At 37.1% G+C, this 20,053-nt stretch carries 27 protein-coding genes; 18 read left to right on the forward strand and 9 right to left on the reverse strand.

Annotated elements, in window-relative coordinates:
• Window positions 1-359: 359 nt before the first annotated feature.
• Window positions 360-554 carry a hypothetical protein gene (locus tag NSIN_RS04990; protein WP_101009662.1) on the forward strand — a complete coding sequence of 65 codons (195 nt, stop codon included), beginning with the start codon at window positions 360-362 and terminating at the stop codon, window positions 552-554.
• A gap of 10 nt (window positions 555-564) precedes the next feature.
• Here the strand turns inward: NSIN_RS04990 and NSIN_RS04995 are convergent, their stop codons facing one another.
• Window positions 565-1,368: a helix-turn-helix transcriptional regulator gene (locus NSIN_RS04995; RefSeq protein WP_101009663.1), complete on the reverse strand. Its 804-nt coding sequence runs from the start codon at window positions 1,366-1,368 to the stop codon at window positions 565-567.
• 146 nt (window positions 1,369-1,514) lie between these two features.
• On the opposite strand from NSIN_RS04995, the gene NSIN_RS05000 reads away from it, so the two are divergent.
• The gene (locus NSIN_RS05000; RefSeq protein ID WP_101009664.1) at window positions 1,515-2,258 is read left to right on the forward strand and encodes a pirin family protein; all 744 of its coding nucleotides are present in this window, start codon (window positions 1,515-1,517) and stop codon (window positions 2,256-2,258) included.
• Window positions 2,255-2,887 (forward strand): FMN-dependent NADH-azoreductase, encoded by a 633-nt coding sequence (locus NSIN_RS05005; protein ID WP_101009665.1) that lies wholly within the window; start codon window positions 2,255-2,257, stop codon window positions 2,885-2,887. Before NSIN_RS05000 ends, NSIN_RS05005 begins: the two co-directional genes overlap by 4 nt.
• Window positions 2,888-2,913: 26 nt before the next feature.
• Here NSIN_RS05005 and NSIN_RS05010 read toward each other — a convergent pair whose 3' ends face one another.
• Genes NSIN_RS05010 through NSIN_RS05020 form a run of 3 tightly spaced genes read right to left on the reverse strand, consistent with a single transcriptional unit; the run spans window position 2,914 to window position 6,417 of the window.
• Entirely contained in the window at window positions 2,914-4,638 is a 1,725-nt protein-coding gene (locus tag NSIN_RS05010; RefSeq protein ID WP_101009666.1) for a sensor histidine kinase, read from the reverse strand.
• Between the two features lie 28 nt (window positions 4,639-4,666).
• Window positions 4,667-6,046, reverse strand: a complete 1,380-nt coding sequence (locus NSIN_RS05015) for a histidine kinase dimerization/phospho-acceptor domain-containing protein (RefSeq protein ID WP_101009667.1) — start codon at window positions 6,044-6,046, stop codon at window positions 4,667-4,669.
• An 8-nt stretch (window positions 6,047-6,054) separates the two neighbouring features.
• Entirely contained in the window at window positions 6,055-6,417 is a 363-nt protein-coding gene (locus tag NSIN_RS05020; RefSeq protein WP_101009668.1) for a response regulator, read from the reverse strand.
• Between the two features lie 250 nt (window positions 6,418-6,667).
• On the opposite strand from NSIN_RS05020, the gene NSIN_RS05025 reads away from it, so the two are divergent.
• From NSIN_RS05025 to NSIN_RS05035, 3 genes are all read left to right on the forward strand, one after another.
• Window positions 6,668-7,102 carry a cupin domain-containing protein gene (locus NSIN_RS05025; protein ID WP_133124062.1) on the forward strand — a complete coding sequence of 145 codons (435 nt, stop codon included), beginning with the start codon at window positions 6,668-6,670 and terminating at the stop codon, window positions 7,100-7,102.
• Between the two features lie 71 nt (window positions 7,103-7,173).
• On the forward strand, window positions 7,174-7,644 hold the full coding sequence (locus NSIN_RS05030) for a VOC family protein (protein WP_101009670.1): 471 nt from the start codon (window positions 7,174-7,176) through the stop codon (window positions 7,642-7,644).
• A gap of 91 nt (window positions 7,645-7,735) precedes the next feature.
• Window positions 7,736-7,969, forward strand: coding sequence for a hypothetical protein (locus tag NSIN_RS05035; RefSeq protein ID WP_101009671.1), 234 nt, complete (start codon window positions 7,736-7,738; stop codon window positions 7,967-7,969).
• Window positions 7,970-8,595: 626 nt separating this feature from the next.
• On the opposite strand, the gene NSIN_RS05040 is transcribed toward NSIN_RS05035, so the two are convergent.
• Both NSIN_RS05040 and NSIN_RS05045 read right to left on the reverse strand, forming a co-directional pair.
• A complete protein-coding gene (locus tag NSIN_RS05040; protein ID WP_101009673.1) occupies window positions 8,596-9,087 on the reverse strand; it encodes a hypothetical protein in 492 nt (163 codons plus the stop codon).
• Between the two features lie 44 nt (window positions 9,088-9,131).
• On the reverse strand, window positions 9,132-9,731 hold the full coding sequence (locus NSIN_RS05045; protein WP_101009674.1) for a hypothetical protein: 600 nt from the start codon (window positions 9,729-9,731) through the stop codon (window positions 9,132-9,134).
• Between the two features lie 167 nt (window positions 9,732-9,898).
• Here NSIN_RS05045 and NSIN_RS05050 point away from each other — a divergent pair, with 167 nt between their 5' ends.
• A complete protein-coding gene (locus NSIN_RS05050) occupies window positions 9,899-11,485 on the forward strand; it encodes a cupredoxin domain-containing protein (protein ID WP_165775247.1) in 1,587 nt (528 codons plus the stop codon).
• 224 nt (window positions 11,486-11,709) lie between these two features.
• Entirely contained in the window at window positions 11,710-12,303 is a 594-nt protein-coding gene (locus NSIN_RS05055; protein ID WP_101009676.1) for a hypothetical protein, read from the forward strand.
• Window positions 12,304-12,328: 25 nt separating this feature from the next.
• Here the strand turns inward: NSIN_RS05055 and NSIN_RS09455 are convergent, their stop codons facing one another.
• A complete protein-coding gene (locus NSIN_RS09455) occupies window positions 12,329-12,502 on the reverse strand; it encodes a hypothetical protein (RefSeq protein ID WP_165775248.1) in 174 nt (57 codons plus the stop codon).
• A 68-nt stretch (window positions 12,503-12,570) separates the two neighbouring features.
• On the opposite strand from NSIN_RS09455, the gene NSIN_RS05060 reads away from it, so the two are divergent.
• Window positions 12,571-12,864 (forward strand): hypothetical protein, encoded by a 294-nt coding sequence (locus NSIN_RS05060; protein ID WP_101009677.1) that lies wholly within the window; start codon window positions 12,571-12,573, stop codon window positions 12,862-12,864.
• A gap of 267 nt (window positions 12,865-13,131) precedes the next feature.
• Here NSIN_RS05060 and NSIN_RS05065 read toward each other — a convergent pair whose 3' ends face one another.
• Together NSIN_RS05065 and NSIN_RS05070 are read right to left on the reverse strand one after the other, a co-directional pair.
• Entirely contained in the window at window positions 13,132-13,485 is a 354-nt protein-coding gene (locus NSIN_RS05065) for a hypothetical protein (protein ID WP_133124063.1), read from the reverse strand.
• Between the two features lie 135 nt (window positions 13,486-13,620).
• Window positions 13,621-13,944, reverse strand: coding sequence for a DUF7508 domain-containing protein (locus NSIN_RS05070; RefSeq protein WP_133124064.1), 324 nt, complete (start codon window positions 13,942-13,944; stop codon window positions 13,621-13,623).
• A gap of 92 nt (window positions 13,945-14,036) precedes the next feature.
• Between NSIN_RS05070 and NSIN_RS05075 the strand changes: the two genes are divergently transcribed.
• The 9 genes from NSIN_RS05075 (at window position 14,037) to NSIN_RS05110 (ending at window position 20,052) form a co-directional block, all read left to right on the forward strand.
• Window positions 14,037-14,240: a hypothetical protein gene (locus NSIN_RS05075; protein WP_101010091.1), complete on the forward strand. Its 204-nt coding sequence runs from the start codon at window positions 14,037-14,039 to the stop codon at window positions 14,238-14,240.
• Between the two features lie 519 nt (window positions 14,241-14,759).
• Window positions 14,760-15,059: a hypothetical protein gene (locus NSIN_RS05080; RefSeq protein ID WP_101009680.1), complete on the forward strand. Its 300-nt coding sequence runs from the start codon at window positions 14,760-14,762 to the stop codon at window positions 15,057-15,059.
• 264 nt (window positions 15,060-15,323) lie between these two features.
• Window positions 15,324-15,602, forward strand: coding sequence for a hypothetical protein (locus tag NSIN_RS05085; RefSeq protein ID WP_101009681.1), 279 nt, complete (start codon window positions 15,324-15,326; stop codon window positions 15,600-15,602).
• Window positions 15,599-15,925 (forward strand): hypothetical protein, encoded by a 327-nt coding sequence (locus NSIN_RS05090; protein ID WP_101009682.1) that lies wholly within the window; start codon window positions 15,599-15,601, stop codon window positions 15,923-15,925. The genes NSIN_RS05085 and NSIN_RS05090 overlap by 4 nt, the downstream gene beginning before the upstream one ends.
• An 18-nt stretch (window positions 15,926-15,943) precedes the next feature.
• Window positions 15,944-16,297, forward strand: a complete 354-nt coding sequence (locus tag NSIN_RS05095; protein WP_101009683.1) for a hypothetical protein — start codon at window positions 15,944-15,946, stop codon at window positions 16,295-16,297.
• Between the two features lie 120 nt (window positions 16,298-16,417).
• Window positions 16,418-17,761 carry a cupredoxin domain-containing protein gene (locus NSIN_RS05100; RefSeq protein ID WP_101009684.1) on the forward strand — a complete coding sequence of 448 codons (1,344 nt, stop codon included), beginning with the start codon at window positions 16,418-16,420 and terminating at the stop codon, window positions 17,759-17,761.
• Window positions 17,762-17,939: 178 nt separating this feature from the next.
• Window positions 17,940-18,080, forward strand: a complete 141-nt coding sequence (locus NSIN_RS09460) for a hypothetical protein (protein ID WP_165775249.1) — start codon at window positions 17,940-17,942, stop codon at window positions 18,078-18,080.
• Window positions 18,081-18,240: 160 nt separating this feature from the next.
• Window positions 18,241-18,522, forward strand: a complete 282-nt coding sequence (locus tag NSIN_RS05105; protein WP_101009685.1) for a hypothetical protein — start codon at window positions 18,241-18,243, stop codon at window positions 18,520-18,522.
• 90 nt (window positions 18,523-18,612) lie between these two features.
• Window positions 18,613-20,052 carry an MFS transporter gene (locus tag NSIN_RS05110; protein ID WP_245871908.1) on the forward strand — a complete coding sequence of 480 codons (1,440 nt, stop codon included), beginning with the start codon at window positions 18,613-18,615 and terminating at the stop codon, window positions 20,050-20,052.
• Window position 20,053 lies beyond the last annotated feature (1 nt).

Genomic DNA, 20,053 nt, shown 5'->3' on the forward strand with positions numbered 1-20,053 from the left:
GATGTATCAGACTCGGGCTGGACATACTATGGAAGACAAAAACATCTTACTACAAAGAGTCATTTTATGCAGCCAAATACGCTGCATACATTGTGTGGGTTGCACAAGTTTACTGTACATGACATGAGAAAGATCCAAATAACTACTATACACCATTTGTTCAAAAGTCAATTGTGTAGACGCTGCCTTGATCTACTAAGCCGAATGCCTTCTAATCTTCAAAAAGCAAACGTGTAATTAATTTTTCATGTCCGGTCTAACCCGTACAATGTATTTTTCTATTTGTTTTATGTATGGATATGGATGATACTGGGAAATTATACGCAATCTTAATCTATCAATATTTTTTGTTATGACTCATGTCTGCATTTGCAAAAGGAGAACGGGTACGCATTGTGGAATCAAGGAAACGCAAGTCTGATGTCTATGTTATCAAAGGCATCAAAAAATACAGCAGGGGAGGAACTTTGTATCTTCTCAAACTATTGAGTGTTGATCCTGTTTTGCGCATATATCATGAGACCGACAAGTCTCTCCTTGAAAGAATCTGTTAAATTCCGTAGTTTAATAGAACTTGGTCTTGCCCTTTACTATTGGTTTTGCAATATTCCACAAGTAATTAAAATAATCAAGGCACCACTCGTAGAATTCTTCGTCTTTTCCTACAAATAGTGTGTTCATGTCTGCTTCTCCTTTTTGGTTTGGAAACATAATTGCTGCTTGCTTGTCTGCAATGTATAGTGAAATGTTAGAGTCATCATCAAGTATTTTTTGCTCTAAAATTCCTTTTTGAATAAAATTTGTTAATTTCTTTTGTATGTTCTCTGCAATCTCGTCTGGCATGACTGCGTCAAATTTGAATATTGTAGATATCTTGGTTCCATTTTTTGCCCTGTCAAGCAAAACCTTGCCTTCATCTTCCCATGCTTGAGAAACTACAAGCTTGATGTGCTCTTTTGCCTCTGATTCCATCTTTTTTAATCTCTGTTGAACATTTGTGACTTTAGATACAAGATCACAGTTATCAAAGACTCCTAGCCTTTGTTTGAACTTGTTAGGTAAATCACATCTGTGGTCTTCAAAGAACTTGTGATATCTGTTTAGAAATTGATAGTATCTTATCTGCTCAACAACCAGTTTTCCATACTCTGTAAGGGAAAACAACCCTTCAGAGTCTTTTGCTATGATGCCTGCATCTACAAGTCTTGATGTGTTTCTGTGCGTCTCTTGTACTGAAAGCCCTAGTGCTTGTGAAATCTTGTTTGTGCGTGTAGGCTTGTCTTTTAGTATCAAAAGTATCTGGCAGCGAGTCTTACTTGCAAGCTCCAGGAAGAGCTCATCTGGTAAATCAGAATCAGATTTGCCCATAGATTCTAGAAAAATATTCTATACTAAAAAGTTCTCGAATCTAAATTATTAGACTGTAATAAAACAGGCATATTGTAAACAATCTTGTTTAATATTAAATAATCAAGTTTACGACATGTTAAGTAACTTTTTGGATATTGTATATCATGATAAAAATCACAAAAGAAAACCAACATTACAAGGGAGAAAGTGAATGGCTTGAAACGTACCACCACTTTTCCTTTGCTGAATATTTCGATCCAAGTAAAGTCAACTTTGGACCGTTACGCGTCTTCAATGATGATGTCATTAAACCTGGAACGGGATTTGATTTTCATCAACACCAAGACATGGAGATTGTAACATATGTGATAGATGGAACCCTTGAACATAAGGACAGTCTTGGAAATCATGGGCTGATTCAGCCAGGTGAGATACAGAGAATGTCTGCTGGAACTGGAGTTTTTCATTCAGAGTTTAATCATTCTGATACCAAACCGCTCAGGCTCTTGCAGATGTGGGTCTTCTCAGATACTAAGGGATTAAAGCCATCATGGGAACAAAAACAATACTCAAAAGATGATAGAACAAACAATCTCTTGCAAGTGATTGGACAAAAAGATGCATCTAAACAAGACAGTCTTGGAATACATCAAGATGCTTCATTTTATGTATCAAATCTCAGGACTGGTTCTGAGATACAGCACAATATCATAAAGGGAAGAATTGCATACTTGTTTGTAATTGAGGGAAAAGTTTCAGTCAATGGAAAAACACTTGATACAAGAGATGCAGCAAAGATTCAAGATGAATCCAAAATCTCAATACAAGGACAGAAAGAAAGTGAAATCATATTGATTGATCTTCCAGTGCAATTCAAGAAGAACTCCATGCCTGCGGAGGCTGCATGAAGATGACAAAAACATTGATTGTAAAGTACACTCCAAGAAATGAACGCTCAAGCACCAAAAAAATGCTTGACGCATTTGTCTCTGGGATAAAAAATTCTGAGATTGAAGAAATTGATCTTACAAAAGATGTTCCAGATTTATTTCTAGAGAAAAATCTTGCAGCATACATACATCGAAACTATCTTGGAGAAGAACTTGACGATGAACAAAAGAAAATTCTAAGCAAAATGGATAGGATGACTAAACAACTAAAATCTGCGGATGTTGTTGTAGTGGCATATCCTATGAATAATTTTTCAATGCCTGCTCCTGTCAAGGCCTGGTTTGATTCGGTAATGCTCAAAGGGGAGACATGGGCTGTCAAGGATGGAAAATATCTCGGATTGATGGGGGGAAAAAAGGCTCTTGCACTTGTATCTGCTGGCGGAATGTATGATCAGGGCCCAATGACATCATGGGAGCATGCATTGTCTTTGACAAAAGTAGAGTTCCAGTTTATGGGATATTCTGACATTCGTGGAATTTTAGCAGGTGGAATGAATGCAGGGGAAGACACAAAAAATACAAACCTGAAACAGTCTATCTCACAGGTAAGACAAATTGCGCAGCAGTGGTACTCTGAAGCATGATTTGCGCAAACTGGTTACCTAGAACACTAGGTATTGAGTTCAAAATAAAATGTGGAACCACTAGTACCATCACTTTCCACCCAAATTTTGCCACCCATTTTTTCTATGATGCCTTTTGATATGGCAAGACCCAAGCCTGTACCTCCTGCTTTGCGTCTCTCTGTAGTGTCTATTTGATAGAATTTCTTGAATAATTCCTTTTGATGCTCTTTGGGTATGCCCATTCCATTGTCTTTAACATAAAAAATGATTTTACTATCTTCTTTTTTGAATCCGACTTCTATTTTTCCATCTTTTTCTCCTGTGAATTTTATGGCATTTGAAATCAAATTATCAAATACTTGACGCAATCTAGATTTGTCAGTTTCAATTACAAGTCCACTTGTTGGTACGTTTGTAACAAATTGTTTCCCGTTTTGCTGTAATGATTCGGCATAATCTGAATTCATGTTGTTAAATAATTCATCCAATGTTACTTCCTCCGGATAAAATTTCATTTTGTCAAGATCAAGTTTTCTTGCATCCATGATGTCACTAATCAAAGTTTCAAGTCTCTTGGTGTTTTTTTCAATTGTCTCTATTGCTTCCATTTGTTCCTTGTTCATGCTTCCCAACAATTGTTTTTTCAACATCTTACAGTAAACTGCTATTGGAACAAGTGGAGTTTTTAGCTCATGTGTTATCATTGCGGAAAATTCTTCTTTTGCCTTGTCTTTTTCTTGCAGTTTCTTTGACTTGTCTTCAAGCTCTTGGTTTAACGTTTCAAGATTTCTTCGAAGTACCTTGTCTTTATGTGAGGAGCGGTATATCATGATGCCTGATATGACTGAAATTATTATGATTATTGTAAGTATTATTTTCGATGTATACACAACCACATCTGCTTGTTTGTATGCATCATCGTATGGTTGAACCGATACCACTGCCCAGTTATGATCATACAATGGTATGCTGGAATATGCAACAACATATGATACTCCGTCAACTGATTTTGTAGAAAGACTATTTTTTCCTGCTATTGCTTGGTTGATCTCATCTGCATATGCTGATTGGAATTTGCCAAAATCACTTGGATCATTTGATGCTATTATGGTTCCATGTTGATCAAATATTGCAATTTTTTCATTTCCACCTAAATTTGTCTCATCAAGCTGATGTGATATTATGTTCAAATTCAATACTCCAACCCACATACCTACAAGTGTTCCATTTTCTTTTTGATATATTGGCGAGGATATTGCTATTACATTGTGTTTTGTGGTGGCAGATACATATACTTCGCTTACATACACGTCATGATTTTTAATTGAACCCTTGTACCAATCTCGAAATGCAAAATTCAGTTGTGAATTATTTACTTGGATGGTATACGGTTCTGTTATGTACAAGTCTCCATTTGGCATTGCATAAAAAACATACTCAAAACCTTTGAACACGTCCATTACATTTGTTGCAATTATTCTCTTTGGCATGTCCATGTCAGAAGGTATTCCTTTTAGATCTGATGAAATAAAACTTGAATATGGAGTGCTCTGCATTATTGGGTTTCTGCTTGTGATATTTATTGCACTAATTGCATTACTTAATCTTAAATTAATTCTGTCAGATAATAGTTTGAGCTGATTCTGTTTTTCTATGCCCTGTTCTCTTGTTACTTCCATTACATGTTGCTGGATAATGAGAGCAAGTGCGACTGATATTACAAGGGTAGAAGAGATTAGAACAATTGGAACAAGAGAGGGTTTGTTCAACTATATCTCCTGATTGTGTAACAGTAACTCATTTCTTACACACCACCTTGCTATCTTTGTCTCCATCGTATAGGCCCTTTATTGCGTCAATGTCGCAACCTGAAATGTATGGATAATCAGGAAGCATTGGACTCATCAGATCTTCTGTTGCAGTAGAATGTGCAAGACCCAAGGCATGTCCAAATTCATGTCTCATTATAGCTTCAAGTCTTTCTGGAGTAAGTTTGTCTGCTTTGTAAATTATTATCTTTGATTTTAAAATCTCATTTCCATCTGCAAGTGATTTTGTATATCCTGAATATCCGTCAGGACTTACATCATTTGTAAGTATAACTTCGATATCGCCTAGGCTATCTGGAGAACCACTGACATCAAACTTTTGGGGAACGTATCTCTGAGTGGGTGGCTTGTATGCATCTTCTGTAGCTCCTTCCCAGCCTACATAATATGTAGAGGCAGTACCTTTTGGACCTTCACCTGTTAGCGAATCGTCTATTGAAACAGTTTTTGTAGATAGTATTGCATCTTTTATGGCATCAATCATATTTTGTGGAAGGTTTGCGGTATTTGTGACGTGCACATGGATGATCCTGCCGTTTTCTATGTTCCATGCTACCCATGTGTTGACAGTGTCTCCTTGCAGGTTTTGAATTACATAGTTTGATGGTGTATTGTCTTGGTTGGGGACTCTGTATTGCTGACCCATTAGTTCTTCTACATACATGGAATATGTGACAAATCCTATGCTTGCAACAACTGCTGATATGGCTATTATAGAGATATTTTTCTTGCCAAGATGAGAGATTTTTTTCTCTTCTGTTATTATCATTCTGTTTAGTATCTTTTTTTCTTGTTCTGCTTCTGTTTTTTGATGATCTAGATTTGTCAAGTTGTCTTTGAGCTTGGTTATCTCTGAATTTTCTTCATCAATTTTTTTATTTAGTAAATCATTGATCTTTTCCAGTATCTTTTTTTCTTGTTGCCATTCTCTTGTCTTGTGATCTGTTTCCGGGTTGTTCGTATTGATTTGATATGATCTTCTGTCAAGCAATGATTCGATTTTTTGTTGCAATTGTTTTATGCTTGAAACCATCAATTTCATCCTCTCTTCTTGTTCTGAATTTAGAGTACCAAAATGTCCGTCTAGTAACATCTCGCCATAAGCAAGTATTGGTACAATTGGTGTTCGTAATTCATGATTTAGTATTGTCATTACTTCTTCTGTTATCTTGACCTTTCCAGATGAAATACCGTCTACAAATTTTGTGGCAAACCCTTCTATTGCTTCAATATTTTCTATCATGTCAAGAGGGTTGTTACTTTTGGGAGGATTGGTAGATACCTTGTTTAGTATCTTTTGAATCTCTGATATTTTCAGTAATTCGTCAGCAAGATTATCATCATCCATGTTTACAATTATGGTTTGATATTTCCAAGGTATGTGATGAGCTCGTCAGGATCTATTGGTTTTCTAAGTACTGAATGAACTCCTTTTTTCTTTAATTCGTTTTTATCGTCGTCAGATACTGAAGATGCTGTTAGTACCACTATGGTGTGCAAATAGATCTTGTTATTTTTGTGAAGATGATCAATAATATCGCGCCCTGAAAAATCAGGCATCGCAATATCTAGCAAAATGACATCATTTTTGTCACTTTCAATCATTTGTAATCCGTTTTGGCCATTATTTGCTGTTGATACTTCATGGCCACACAATTTGAAATATTTTGAGAATGCGGTTGTGATATCCTGGTTGTCATCTATTATCAGAATCTTCATAGAATATGCAGGATTTTTTTCCTTTTAAGGAGATCGGTCATTCTCAATTTTCCATATTTTATAAGTATTTACAATTTGTTGGAAATTTGGAATGATTTTCTAATGTTTGTGAAATTTTTGATACAATGGATCTGGGGGGGGGGGTAAGGGGAGTGGATCTGTTTTAGATTTTCACATAGCATAAAGTCTGACAATTTGTATGCAAATCCGTTTATCTATTTTTATACTTGCTGTGATGAATTGGTAATCTGTGAAAAATGAAACATGTAACTTTCATGGTACAAGGATGACCATTCATGTTATAACTGATGAAACTGATGGAATGTATTCTGTGATGTGTTTTGAACATCCTCCAAATGTTGGACCTGCACTGCACATGCATCCAAGAGGGTCTGAAAGTTTTCATATACTAGATGGACAATATCAATTTCTAATTGGAGATAAAACAATTGATGCAAAAAAAGGAGATACAATAACAGTGCCAAAAGGTGTGTCTCACAAATTCAATTCTGGTAAAGATGGTGGACAGTTTCTAGTAATCAGTCCTCCCGGGCTTGAAAATTATTTCTATGAACTAAGTCAATTACTCTCCAACGGGATTGTGGAATGGAATGTAGAATCTGAAATTGCAGGAAAATATGGACAAATTTTCTTGGAATCTTCAAATCATTGGACTAGTGCCTGAACATAGAGTATTGTACAGGACCGTATTTTCTTTATGTCTATTTTATATATGATACAAGATATGGTAAAACCATGACAAAACCAATTCCTGATGGATATCATAGCATTACTCCGACTCTGACAATTAGGGATACATCTAGTGCTATAGAATTTTACAAAAAGGCGTTTGGTGCAACCGAAGTTTCCAGGTTCTTGGGACCTGATGGTAAGACCATAATACACGCTGAAATCAAGATAGGTGATTCATTTGTAATGCTAGGTGAAGAAAATCCACAGATGGGCATGTTATCACCAAAATCAACAGGTAGTACAAGCAGTGGAATCTTTCTGTATGTAGATGACGTGGATGCGGTGTTTAACAAGGCTATTTCTGCTGGTGCCAAAGCCAAGATGCCAGTTACAGACATGTTCTGGGGAGATAGATTTGCATCTGTTGAAGATCCATATGGACACGCATGGGCTATTGCGACTCATAAAAAGGACATGACACATGAAGAGATAAAAAAAGCCGGAGAAGCATTCTTCAAAAACATGTGTAAATGATCTTTTGAAGATTATATGTCTTGTTAGATGTTAATTAAAAAAATAAAGTAAGAACATCTAGAACAAATATTGGCATATTTTTCTCTTGTACATGGGAATTAGGACTCTGTCTGACTATGTCAAGTTCTATGTGGGGCTGAACATGCAAAGCAGCATTAGTCTGTCAAGTTTTGTATATAATGAAAAACTTGTACTAAAGAACAAACTAGACCAAGGCAAGGCAAAGCGAGAACATCTTGTAGAGGGACTCAAGATATTAGATGAACTCTTGCTTGAAATAAAAACAACCGGAGAAAAAGCAGTTTTAGAAAAATATTCAAAATAAATCTGACACAATCATGACGCCAAAAACCACAAGTACTAAAATATTTTCGTCTAGTCTTATATCTTTGAAACGCCATATTATATCATGAAACAACAATTTTGCCATATATGTAAAGAAGGTGGTAGGCAATGTGTTGAAGCTGACACAAAACAACAAGTGTACATGGAAATGTTTCATGTAGTTTGCGCCAAATGTGGGCGACCACTTGTGGCATAATCTTTCTCTTCCTTTTTGTCTGTGGTGTATCTTGGATAATTCTACAAGAAAACATTGTTCTCATATATTCAGTAAATACATCCCATACTTGACAAACATCATAATTTTGTGCCTAAATGGTACATATTCTAATTGTGAAGAAAATCGTGCCTGCAAATAGTTGAAAAAAGATGTCTCTATGCCTATTTGAAATTGATAAGCATAGAGTGAGCGATAATATTGTTTAGCCGATTAAGTTGGGCTAGGGCCTGTAATCGCTCGGAAGTAAACTCTGACACTTGGTTTTCGTGTACGTTACAGTCTGTTTTAAAGATTAAATCCAATTTTTTCTAGCGTTTGATCAACTATAGTTTAACAACACATGATGATTATACCACTATGATTCCAACATAGATCTAGCGTGCATACGATTAGATCTTTGATCTCTTGGAGATTGTAATCATCGCTACTATTGATATTACAATAATTAATCCTGCAAGTGGACCAAACTCTGGAATTGGTACATTTGCATCAAAGTCTGGCGCAATCTGTGCAAATTTTACAGGATCTTGTTGTTTTGCCACGTATAATCCCTGCAATACTTCTGGTTGTATCTTGGCAACTGAATCTGGATCTATGTTGATACTCTTAAGACACTGGTATGATATTCCTAAATTAGTCAACATCGGACTGGGATAAGTTGATTTTAAAAGAGTTGCAGCAATGTCTTCTGGTCTTTCCCCTGACCAGTACTTGTTTACTTGGTATACGAAATATGAATAATCTGATCTTGATGCTTGAATATCTGAACCATTGCAAGAATACTCTTTGGTTGTTGTATTGTATTGTGCAAATGCCTTTTCAGCAAGTATTGCAGGAGATAAAATCAAGACAGAAATTATCAGAATTGTTGCTAGTTTCATAAAATTTCACCCTTGTTTATGGATTAATCTCTCTTTGGAATGCCTCATCTGCTTGACCCTAGCGCGTCAAGGCTAAATGCAGGCTTGCCGTCTGTGACAAAAATGATGTTAAGTGTGTCTCCTTGAACAAGGGCTGTCTTTGATGTGTTGAAAACAGTCTTGTAGAGTGTGGTGTTTGAATCCCATTGTGGGCTAATCCACGCCTTGATTATCTTGACATCTGGGTTTAGCTGTGTTAGTGCGATATAGTTTGCATTTGCAAATCCCGTATCTGTTATGGTAACAAATGTAGTGTATTTTCCATCATTCATTGCAAATGTGCTAACTTTGGTAATCTTTCCATTTGAGGTACCGTCAATCAGACTGCTGGTATCATATGAGGCACTCTTGATGTACTTGTCTTGTGCGGTATTTCCAAATGAATTTGTAAATTTCTGAATCTGGCTGAAAAACATGTTACTTACCCACTTGTTCCACTCTCCTAGCTTGCAAACATGATCACCACATACTTTGGTTCCTCCAAGAAAACTGTATGTACTGATGTTATCTCCAAAATCTGATCTTGGTGTTAGTGCATATGCAACTGGAGCCAACACTGCAAGTGATAGTATGCTTGTAATTGTTGCAACCATTATTGCTTTCATTTGATGGCAGATTGCACGTTGATATCTAAATCAATTACTGAGGAAAAAGGCGCAAGTGTTTTATCTTGGAATATTTTCAGCATGTAAAAATAATTTTTTATTCAAAAATTTGGGACTAGTAGAAATTATGAGAAACTCTAAAATAAAAAAAATGCTCAAACGGTATATTGGGATATTCTAGATACTATCTTGTTGCAATTTGTCTAGTCTCAGCCGTGACATTTTCTTTATCATTTGCAGAAATTCCTGTTGTCATTCCACTTGGTGCCGCAAATCAAAACAATCCGTTTTCCTTGTCCCCTTCTACACTTGAAGTTCAAGTAAATGATACAGTCACATGGAAAAACCAGGACACTGCAGCACATACTGTAACTACCGGCAAGCCAGGACTTGGATTTGATGGAAGAATTGATAGTGGAATTATACCACCAGGCGGTACATTTTCGTACACTTTTACCAAGACTGGCCTGTACCAATACTATTGTCTGTTTCATCCATGGATGACTGGATTTGTAAATGTCGGAACAAGCACTCCTGACATGCCAATTGGAATACTGGTGTCAACTGACAAGTCTGTGTATTCAAAGGGTGATGCCATACATGTATCAGGTCAGGTGTCGCAATTTATTGCAAACAAGCAGGTTACAGTCTGGGTCACAGACTCTAAAGGCACTGGAGTATCAATAGTTCATACAGAAACCAGGACTGGAAGGGACTTTGGAGTTGACATACCTGTAACTGCAGCCACCTGGATTCCTGGCAATAACTATACAATATACGCACAATATGGTCCTGCAAGCTCTGTTGCAACAGCACTGGTCCAATACGAGCCAAGTTCTAACAACAATACTGTTCAAGATACGACAAGTGATGTCACACCTTCCAAGGACACATACATGTCATCATACAAAAAAGCAATTCCTGACTCTAATGGATATGTGACAGTTCAGACAGGGCGTCATGTATACACTTCGGATTCTCCTGTTATTGTATACGGCTCTATCTGGGATGGTGTGTTTGCCCAAGTTGGTGGAGGTGCATACCTGGCAACAGTTCCAATAAGTGATACCACAGGAAACACTGTGGCAGAGCTTGTTGATGTCACTATGACAGACATGAATGGAAATACGGTATCATCAAAACAAGTTCAAGTCTCAAGTGATGGAAGCTATGTCGCCCAAATGAAAATTCCAATAGACTCTGATGGATTGTATCATGTACAAGCACAACTCAAGACAAAAGATGGATTGGTGCAAACTCTGGGTGGTGATGTCATATCAAAACTTGGCTCTTCTACAAACTTTCTAGTTATCACACCTGATGCATTTCCGGTATCGACAAACTTGGGCAAGTATGATGTTGAGATATCAAGCAACTCTACTGTAACTGGTTTTACAGCAGATCTTGCACAGAAAAAGATCTCATTTAATGTCCAGGGAGAAAGCGGCACTCGTGGAACAACTGATGTTATAGTACCAAAATATGTTCTTGGTGGACAGATTCAAGTTTTAATTGACGGGATTGCACAGCCGTTTAATTCTGATGGTGTGATTGTTACATCTGATACTGCATCTGAGACTGGATTTGAGATAAACTATCATCATAGTGTGCATACCATTGAGTTGGTGGGCTCTGATGCTGCAGAACCTCCTGTACAAGTCCAGGCAGTGCCAGAGTTTGGGCTTGCACCTGTAATTTTGGCATTATCTGTAGCAGGAATTATTGCAGTATCGTACAGGACTAAATTAGTATAATTTGTGGAATCATCAATAATACGGACGATGACGTAGTAATATCATGCAAAAAATGCATATGTTCTGCAAAGGAACATGCTGGTTCTGCCAAACATCATGCAATCCATTCAAGTATACGCATGATGATTGTATCAGGGATTATTTTGCAAGGCCAAAACATTCGCGCATGATGAAAATCTAACACTCTGGTACAAGTTCAAATATTTCAAAGTGCATTATATTGTATGTTGCCAATATCTCGGCACGAGATGTATGGTAAGGCCAAAGCAGGCTCTGTAGCAGGAATTGCAGGCGGGATTGCATTACTTGCATCCTTTTTTGGAATAGATTCTAGTCTGAATCTGCCGTCTGGAAGTTTTTACATGATGATAGGACTAGCAGTAGGACTACATGGAATTCCTGCAATTGTTTTTGGAAGCATTGTACACATGGGAACCGCTGCTCTCATAGGGGCAGTATTTTGCATGTGCTCTGCACTACATCCTGCACTGTATCTGCGCAACATCTGGAAGGGAGTATTTGCAGGAGGAATCACTGGGCTTGAGGTGTATGCAATATTTTTCATGCCTATCGCCTTGTATCTTATGATTCCTACACTTGGCGTCGCAACAGGCTCTACTGCATCGTCACAGGAACTACTTGCAGTCTCCACACTCAAAGCGCATCTTGGTGTGATAATTTGGGGTGCTCTGGTACTGCATGTAATCTATGGTGTAGTAATGGGGTTTTTCTCTGGAATGATACTCCAAGAAGACTACAAGGGAGCAAGAAAGAAGAGCTTGTATGAACTCGAATCAGAATCTATGCCTGCAACATAGGTTCTCTTAATTTTTTGTTGTGGTATCATTCATCATATATCACAAGTGCTGGAAATACGCCTACATTGTCATGTCCTACAAAATATGTAAATTTTATGTCAATGACTTTTTTGTCAGATATTGATTTGTTGATGCAATCTTCAAGTAAGGTTTCATTTGATATTAATTCAATTCTCAATATGATATAATTTACTTTCATGATCGAAAAAGTTTCTTTGATGGTATGATGAACATTTTACAGAAAATTGTATTTTTGTTTTGTACCTGATGTCTGGATTTGTAAATATCCGTAAATATTATGATGCTGTATATGGTGCTATGGTTAGCTTGAGCAAGGCAGAACTGGCTGGCATCGTGGTGACAAGTGTCATGATTGCCATGATATGTACAAACTCGGCTTTTGCACAACAACAACCCTGTGGGGAGCAGCCCTATGTGTACAACGTTGGATGTCTTCCACTAAATTCTGCGCAAATGTATGCTGCAGTCATAGTGGGAGGAATAATTGCGTTGGCTGTGGGATGCGGAGCATCAGGGATACGATATAGCACAATACCATAACTCCAGGCAAGTTCGGAGCATTTGAGGTATAGATCTCTAGTGGAAATCATGATTGTTGTTTTTCTAAAACTATGAAATGCCTCTCATTATTTACACACTACCTCTCATAGTTTACCCAATGCCTCTCATGATCATCTTTTTATTTCGTGGATGTGTATTATAGCCCGGATAGCAATCAATGGGAGATACATTGACGCGCCTATGCCGGATCAGTGGAAATGGTAGTCTGAGGATTACTTGGTACTCCCGTTCTGTTGCTATCTTTGTTTATTCCATTCTTTTGTAAATTGCCTTGAAATCTTCTGCAATAAGATATGCAGTATTTTCCATGTGCGTCATCTCTGTCATGTTTGATTTTCCTCTTGCAATCTGTCGTATCAAAGTCATGCATTTGTGAATCTGGTTGTGCTCAAGAGGGTCCTGGCCTGACATGGAATCAAAACAATCTACAAAATCAAGGCAGAAATTCAGTACGATTACCTCCCAGTTTTCTGTGTTTACTGGATATCCTATGCCGTGTGCAAACAGTCTAAATTCATTGCTTCTGTCAATTAGGAGCATCTTGAGTGCTTGGTGGGCTTTTCGTAAATCATACTTGTTTAATGCACTAGAACCTTGCATGGGGATAGATACGTCAAAATTGTATTTTAAGTAGATCAAAGCCCCAGATTTTCTTCTTGTATTGTACTGTTGTACGAAAATATCTTTTGAAGTTTTGATCGTATCATTGAATATGTCTTGATAAAAAATGGATTACTAGATTGACTTGTTGCACTTGGGCAGCCTTCCATGTTCGTACTGGAATGCTGTGAGCTGTTTTTCTTCTTCTGCTTCTGGGAATAGTGTTTCATGGTAACAAAATGATACTGCCCCCTTGATGCAAGAATCGTTTGTGTTCAAGTGCTCTTCTAGTATTTTTTTTATATTGTTTGCAGCACCAATGTATGTGGTCTCATGCTCAGAACCTAGAAAGTAAACTCCTGCCTTTTCTGGTGCCTTTGATATGGTGTCCTTGTTAAATGGAGCCCAGTCAGAGTATGACATGGCATTGTTGTGTGATTCTGATGATTTAACAGCCATGGTCAACGGTTTGCAACCATTGGTTTGTGGAAAAGATATCTGCCATACCATGTTATGTCAGTTTTATTAGTCACCGAGTGTAATTGTATGGTATGAACATCTACGACAAAAAGTCTGTTCACTGTTCTAGATGTGACAGGTTCATAGGGGAGATTGATTGCGATGCAGTTGTGTTTTTGCCACAATGTGGCAAGTGCGCAAATCCAATGCCTGAAGGCGATGACAAGGTGCAATATATTGTGGGCAAGTTCAACAAAAATCCAAAAAATCTTGTGCCCATCGATACCTTTGCCTAGCCTTTTTTTGTTGTTTTTGTACCACCAAAATGTTACGATTTATTTCTCAGGTGAATTGACGTATGTATGAGATGCCAATCTATTATTGCCTTGATTGTAAGAAGATAATAATCAACAAGACTGGAGATTATGGACCGTATTGTCCTTCTTGCAAAAAGAAAAGAAAGTCAGGTACTCAACCGGCAGATCTATAAGGTATGATGTTCATTACTTGGCAAGTTGGATCCATGGTGGAAAGGCTTTGAGAAATTGGAATCTGATATTGAAGAAATTTCCATCCCTGAAGACAAACCCATTCTTGTTGAGAATTAGTTTTCTATTGTTTGTCTTTGGATTATTTTGAATGTGCCTGAAAATACGGTTAATTATTACATTCTAGTGAAACTATGTCATGGAATGTCCAAGATGTGGTTCACCAATGGACTCGTCAAAGACAGATTCCAAGACTGTGTACACTTGTTTTTGCTGTAATTTCAGGATGGAGTCTAGTTAAATTCTAGTTCTGTGTCTTGCTATGTAATGAAATTTGATGACTTTTGGGGAATGATATCGTCTGATCTTGTAACTCCAAAGCAATTTTCAACCCAAACCAAACCATTTTCTGCCAAATATTCTGGTGGTAGGATAATGGTCACTGCAGGTGAAATGCTGTGGCCAATTGAACGATCAGATATGAGAGTAATATGGAACAAGGCAATATCAATGCATGAAAAGATGAGGTTTATCCACACTAGCTATTCTCATGAAAACATCCGTACATCTTCATACATAATATCTCTAATGAAACACTATGTTGTAGATGAATCCAAGATTGAATGATGTAATTTAGATTTTTTCACTCTTCAAACAAATCACATTATCACGATATTGAAATCTCAACCTGTACTACATATGATCAAAAACAACTCAAATCTTAGACATTCTATGCTTATTAGGACTCTGGTATGTACATGTACATCTTTTGATGATTATAAAACAAGATACAAATTCCAAAATTGGAATTCATCAAAAATATGTAATGCAATTTTCAAATAAATTATTTTATAAAACATGTATAGTTATATCAAGTGAGATAATCAGTAAATGCTACAAAATGAATTTCATTTTTTCAATGCAATTGCAGTTTTTGTGGCATCTATTGTTCCACTATATCTAACATTCAAATTAAAAAATCCAAAATTAAAAAAACTCACACTTGTACTTGGCATATTTATAATAATTCATGGAATATATCACTCTGTAGGTTCGTTAGGTAATATTTTTCTAGCCAAGGGAATCCTTGATCCTCTCTCTGCTATGGTTTTACTTGGATTTGGATTAATGTATCTAAGATTTCAAACAAAAAAGGAGACTAGAACATGATGCCAACTGATGCAGATAATTTAGTGTATTCTATGAATGATGTAACACTTGGACTCTTGCTTGGTTCTTTAATCATATTTGGCTGGTTAGCATATCGCTCTAAAAACATAAAAAAATTCCAATTCCAGATATCTGTATTTATCATAGTGTGGATAGTAGGAGAAGTAATACAAAATAAAAGAATAGCAAGCCTGATTCCTTTGCCTGAAATTGGGCTCTTGATTCATGCATCATCAATGGCATTTCTTACAGTAATGTTGTGGCTAAGATTGTACTATTCAAAAAGAAAGGGAAAGACCATGATAGAAGACACAGAGGGATAACAAAGGAACACAAATAACATGATAGTAAAAAATCAAGCAGCAAAAAGATCTATCCGTAATGCCCTTGCAGATGAAGAAATGATGAAGATCTTGGATTGTGCCTTGTTTCATTTAAAATCAGTAAATGACATTATAAAAGAATGTGACATTCCTCATACCACCGCATATCGGAAAATAAAGTGGCTTCTTAGTGAGAATCTCCTGGTAGTAGACAAGATTGAGATAACACCTGACGGCAAAAAATCCAGTCTGTTCCGAAGTGTCTTCAAATCTATTTCTGTAAAATATGACATGGGAAATATCATAATTGAAGCAGAAGAAAGTTTTGACATGGTTGAGAAGATAGCGGAAACTTTTTTTTCTCTAGATTAATTCCACATCTGGAATTCAGAAAAGGAATTCGTATTTTCTCTTATAATGAGATTGTCAACATTTCTTTTCAATCATGATTCAAACCGCCAAACACCATGAAATCAGCTATGGAGGAACGACATGAAAAAGCAGTGGAAACTTGTAACGCTTTTTGCAATTGTGCCAGTGGTATTAGCTATTGTGTTGTTTCAGATGTTTTCTGGGCAAGGGTCTGTTCCAGGAATGTCAACACATGAATCCATGACTGAAACTGGACATGAATTCATGATTGGAGACGAACAAGAAAACAAGCCCATATCTGTGACTTCTGATGGCATAGACTTGAAATTTGCAGCACAACCAATGATTCATCAATATGAATTGGCTACTGTAAAAATGAACATCACTGATGCCAACTCAAATGCACGACTAAGCCATGTTGACTGGGCAATTGTAGTAAAAGACCCACAAGGAAATGTCTTTTACAAAACTACTACAGCTCACTCGCATGTTGGCATGATGGACTTTAAAGTTGCCTTCCCAGTAGCCGGAAACAATACTGTTTCTGTTACAACATCATCTATTGGAACTGCCATGATGGGACTAGAACCCACTCCTAAAGGAAGAACACATACTATGATCTCAGGCTCGCTTCAAGGATTCAAAACAGATCCATTAAATAATTTTGGAGCAAGAACATTTGAATTTCCTGTATACGTTGAGACACAAAATAACATGTCGCCTCTTGAAAATACCTCTGGAAATCAAAATGTGCAGACATCTACAATAGATAGTGTACACACCATTGCTGGTGAAAATAACGGAACTTCAGTAAACGTGCAGGTGCAATCACAATCAAACATAGTGGCAGGAAAACCATCCACCTTTATCATTACACTGACCAAAAGCAGTGATAATTCCATGATTACACATCCTGATCTACAACTCACTGCACAGATGTCCAATTACACAATATCCCAGTCAGCTGCACTACAAGGAAACCCCACAATCAATGGAGCAATACATGGACATACCGGCGTGATGACATGGAGTCCCACATTTCCAACTGGAGGAAAATACACTATATCGATAGACCTGACTCCAAGCACACTTTCAAACTATGATTGGGGGTATGCAACTACCAAGTTTGATGTATTTGTATCACAATCAAATGATGCATCTGCAGAGACAACGCAAGAACAACCTGTCAATACCGTTAGTATCTTAGGTCTAGAGTCACCATTTTTTACTCCCAATGTGCTTAATGTAAAGACCGGTACAACAGTCACATTTGTCAACACTGATGCCACAGGTCACACAGTCACATCCGTAAAACCTGGAACCACCGATCCTGATGGAATCTTTGATAGCGGGTTGCTCACTGCCAAGAAAAACACGTTTTCCTTCAAATTTGACAAGCCAGGAACTTACGAATACATTTGTAGTGTTCACACACACATGCATGGAACCATAATTGTATCGTAAATTCTTATTTTTTATACGTCATATTGGGCTCGTCAATGATTGGAATCTTCTACATCTTATGAACATAATATATTATTTAAAATATGAAATTCCTGATATTTGTCAAAACTCTAAGGTTTTATCGGCACATTCTAACCAAGACATCTTTACATATGATTGAAAACCACATCATCATATTATGGAAGAAAAAAAGAGAATGAAATCCAACACTGAAGATGAATACAACAAGGCCCTTGCATCTGAAGACCCGACTTCAATATCTGAGGAAGAAAAGGAGAGACTGACAAGGGAAGCTATCAAGAAATTCAAGTCACTGTGATTTCAAAAATAATTTTATTGATTATTTAATCATAAAAATGAGAAGAAGAGTCAGGATACTGACATAGTGCACTTCTTGTTGGACATACTACATGGATATGTGTGATGGAAAAAATGATTTTCAACAAAATCTAAATACAAAGATCAAATCACGCTAGACATTGAGCCAAGACAAAATGTACAAGGAAATGGTAACAGTGATCATAGAAAAAACACTTCTTGACATCAGCCTGCCTGTCTACGAGTCCGTAGTCTCATCTCTGAAATCAAAGTACTATTGTACCATATCTGATTGTTATGAAAACCCGCAATATCTCAAAAAAGTCCTAACCGAATACTTTGGCAATTCCTCTAATATAGTAATTGACAATATAACCAATGAACTGCAAAAAACAATCAAAAACCAATCCATCACAAAATTTCTCACAGTTTTAAATCACTAAGATCTAATTGCCCCTGTACTGTATGTTTTACTCTGGGTCTAGTATGAAAGATTCTAACAGCTTATTACTATACTGCCAAGACATGATATCGTGACCCAAACTGACGAAAACAGTAACACTGTACAAAAATCAGCCTGGCTTGCATTGGCAATAATCAGCAGCCTTGCACTTGTTACAATGTATGGTGAAACAATGGTCTTGCCTGCAATTCCTGATTTTATCAAAGATTTTCAAATATCATATAACGTCTCATCCTGGATTTTATCCTCGTATCTTATTGCAGGCGCAGTAATGACCCCTATTGCAGGCAAGCTCTCAGATATCTATGGCAAGAAAAAGGTCCTACTTGTAGTCATGATAGTATACTGTACGGGAATACTGGGGGGAGGATTTGCAGACTCCTTTGGAACCATGATACTTGCAAGAATAGCACAAGGGGTTGGAATATCCATGTTTCCAATCGCATTTGGAATTGTACGTGATATCTTTCCAATGCAAAAACTTGCAATTGCCCAAGGCATATTTACTTCAACATTTTTCGGAGGCTCTGTAGTAGGCCTGGTAGTTGGGGCAAGAATCATATCCTCATTTGGCTGGCATGCAACATTTTTCTCGGTATTTCCAATTGCAATACTATTAGCAGCTGTGATGGCAAAACTAATCACAGTCCCCAAGATACAAAACAACAATTCTAAACACTATCTTGATGTTAAAGGCGCAATCATACTTTCTGCAACCATTATTTTATTTCTAACAGGGGTGTCATATTTGCAAGAAATTAACACTGGAAATTATAACTCTGTATTTTATTTTATATCTGCTGCTGTTCTAGTTGTGATATTTTCCATGGAAGAAAAAAAGGCAAAACACCCACTTGTCGACCTTGTCATTCTAAAAGACAAGATATTCTTGTCCACTAATGTCATTGTCATGATAGTAGGAGTTTCAACCTTTATGGTGTACCAGACAATTCCAATTCTGATACAGAGCCCGAAACCACTTGGATTTGGAGGCGATGCAATAACTACAGCAAATGTCCAATTGCCATTTATGATAGTCTCACTGGTTGTATCAGCAGCATCAGGATTTATTGTATCAAAGGTGGGAAACTTCAGACTCACTGCAATTGGTACGATAGTATGTACAATAGGCTTTTTCACATTGTTATTGTTTCATGGAACTGAACTTGAGATTGCATCAGCGCTTGGAGTATTATCTGTAGGATTGTCATTTGCATTTGTTGGCGGATTTAATATCATACTGGTATCATCACCACAAAAAGCAGAAGGAATAGCACTTGGAATGGCAGTACTGCTCATGCTTGTAGGGCAATCACTAGGGCCATCAGTTGCTGGCATGTTCCAGCAGATGTATGGCCAATCAATTCCTGGCATCCCAGGCGAGTTCCCGTCAGCCCAATCCTACATCCAGATATTCACTACAGCGGGAATCTTGGCGCTAGTATCAGTTACACTTGTGGTATTGCTACGAAAAAAGATCAAACCCATGACTGAATATACATCACACTGAT

The organism is Candidatus Nitrosotalea sinensis, assembly GCF_900143675.1.
Lineage (GTDB): Archaea > Thermoproteota > Nitrososphaeria > Nitrososphaerales > Nitrosopumilaceae > Nitrosotalea > Nitrosotalea sinensis.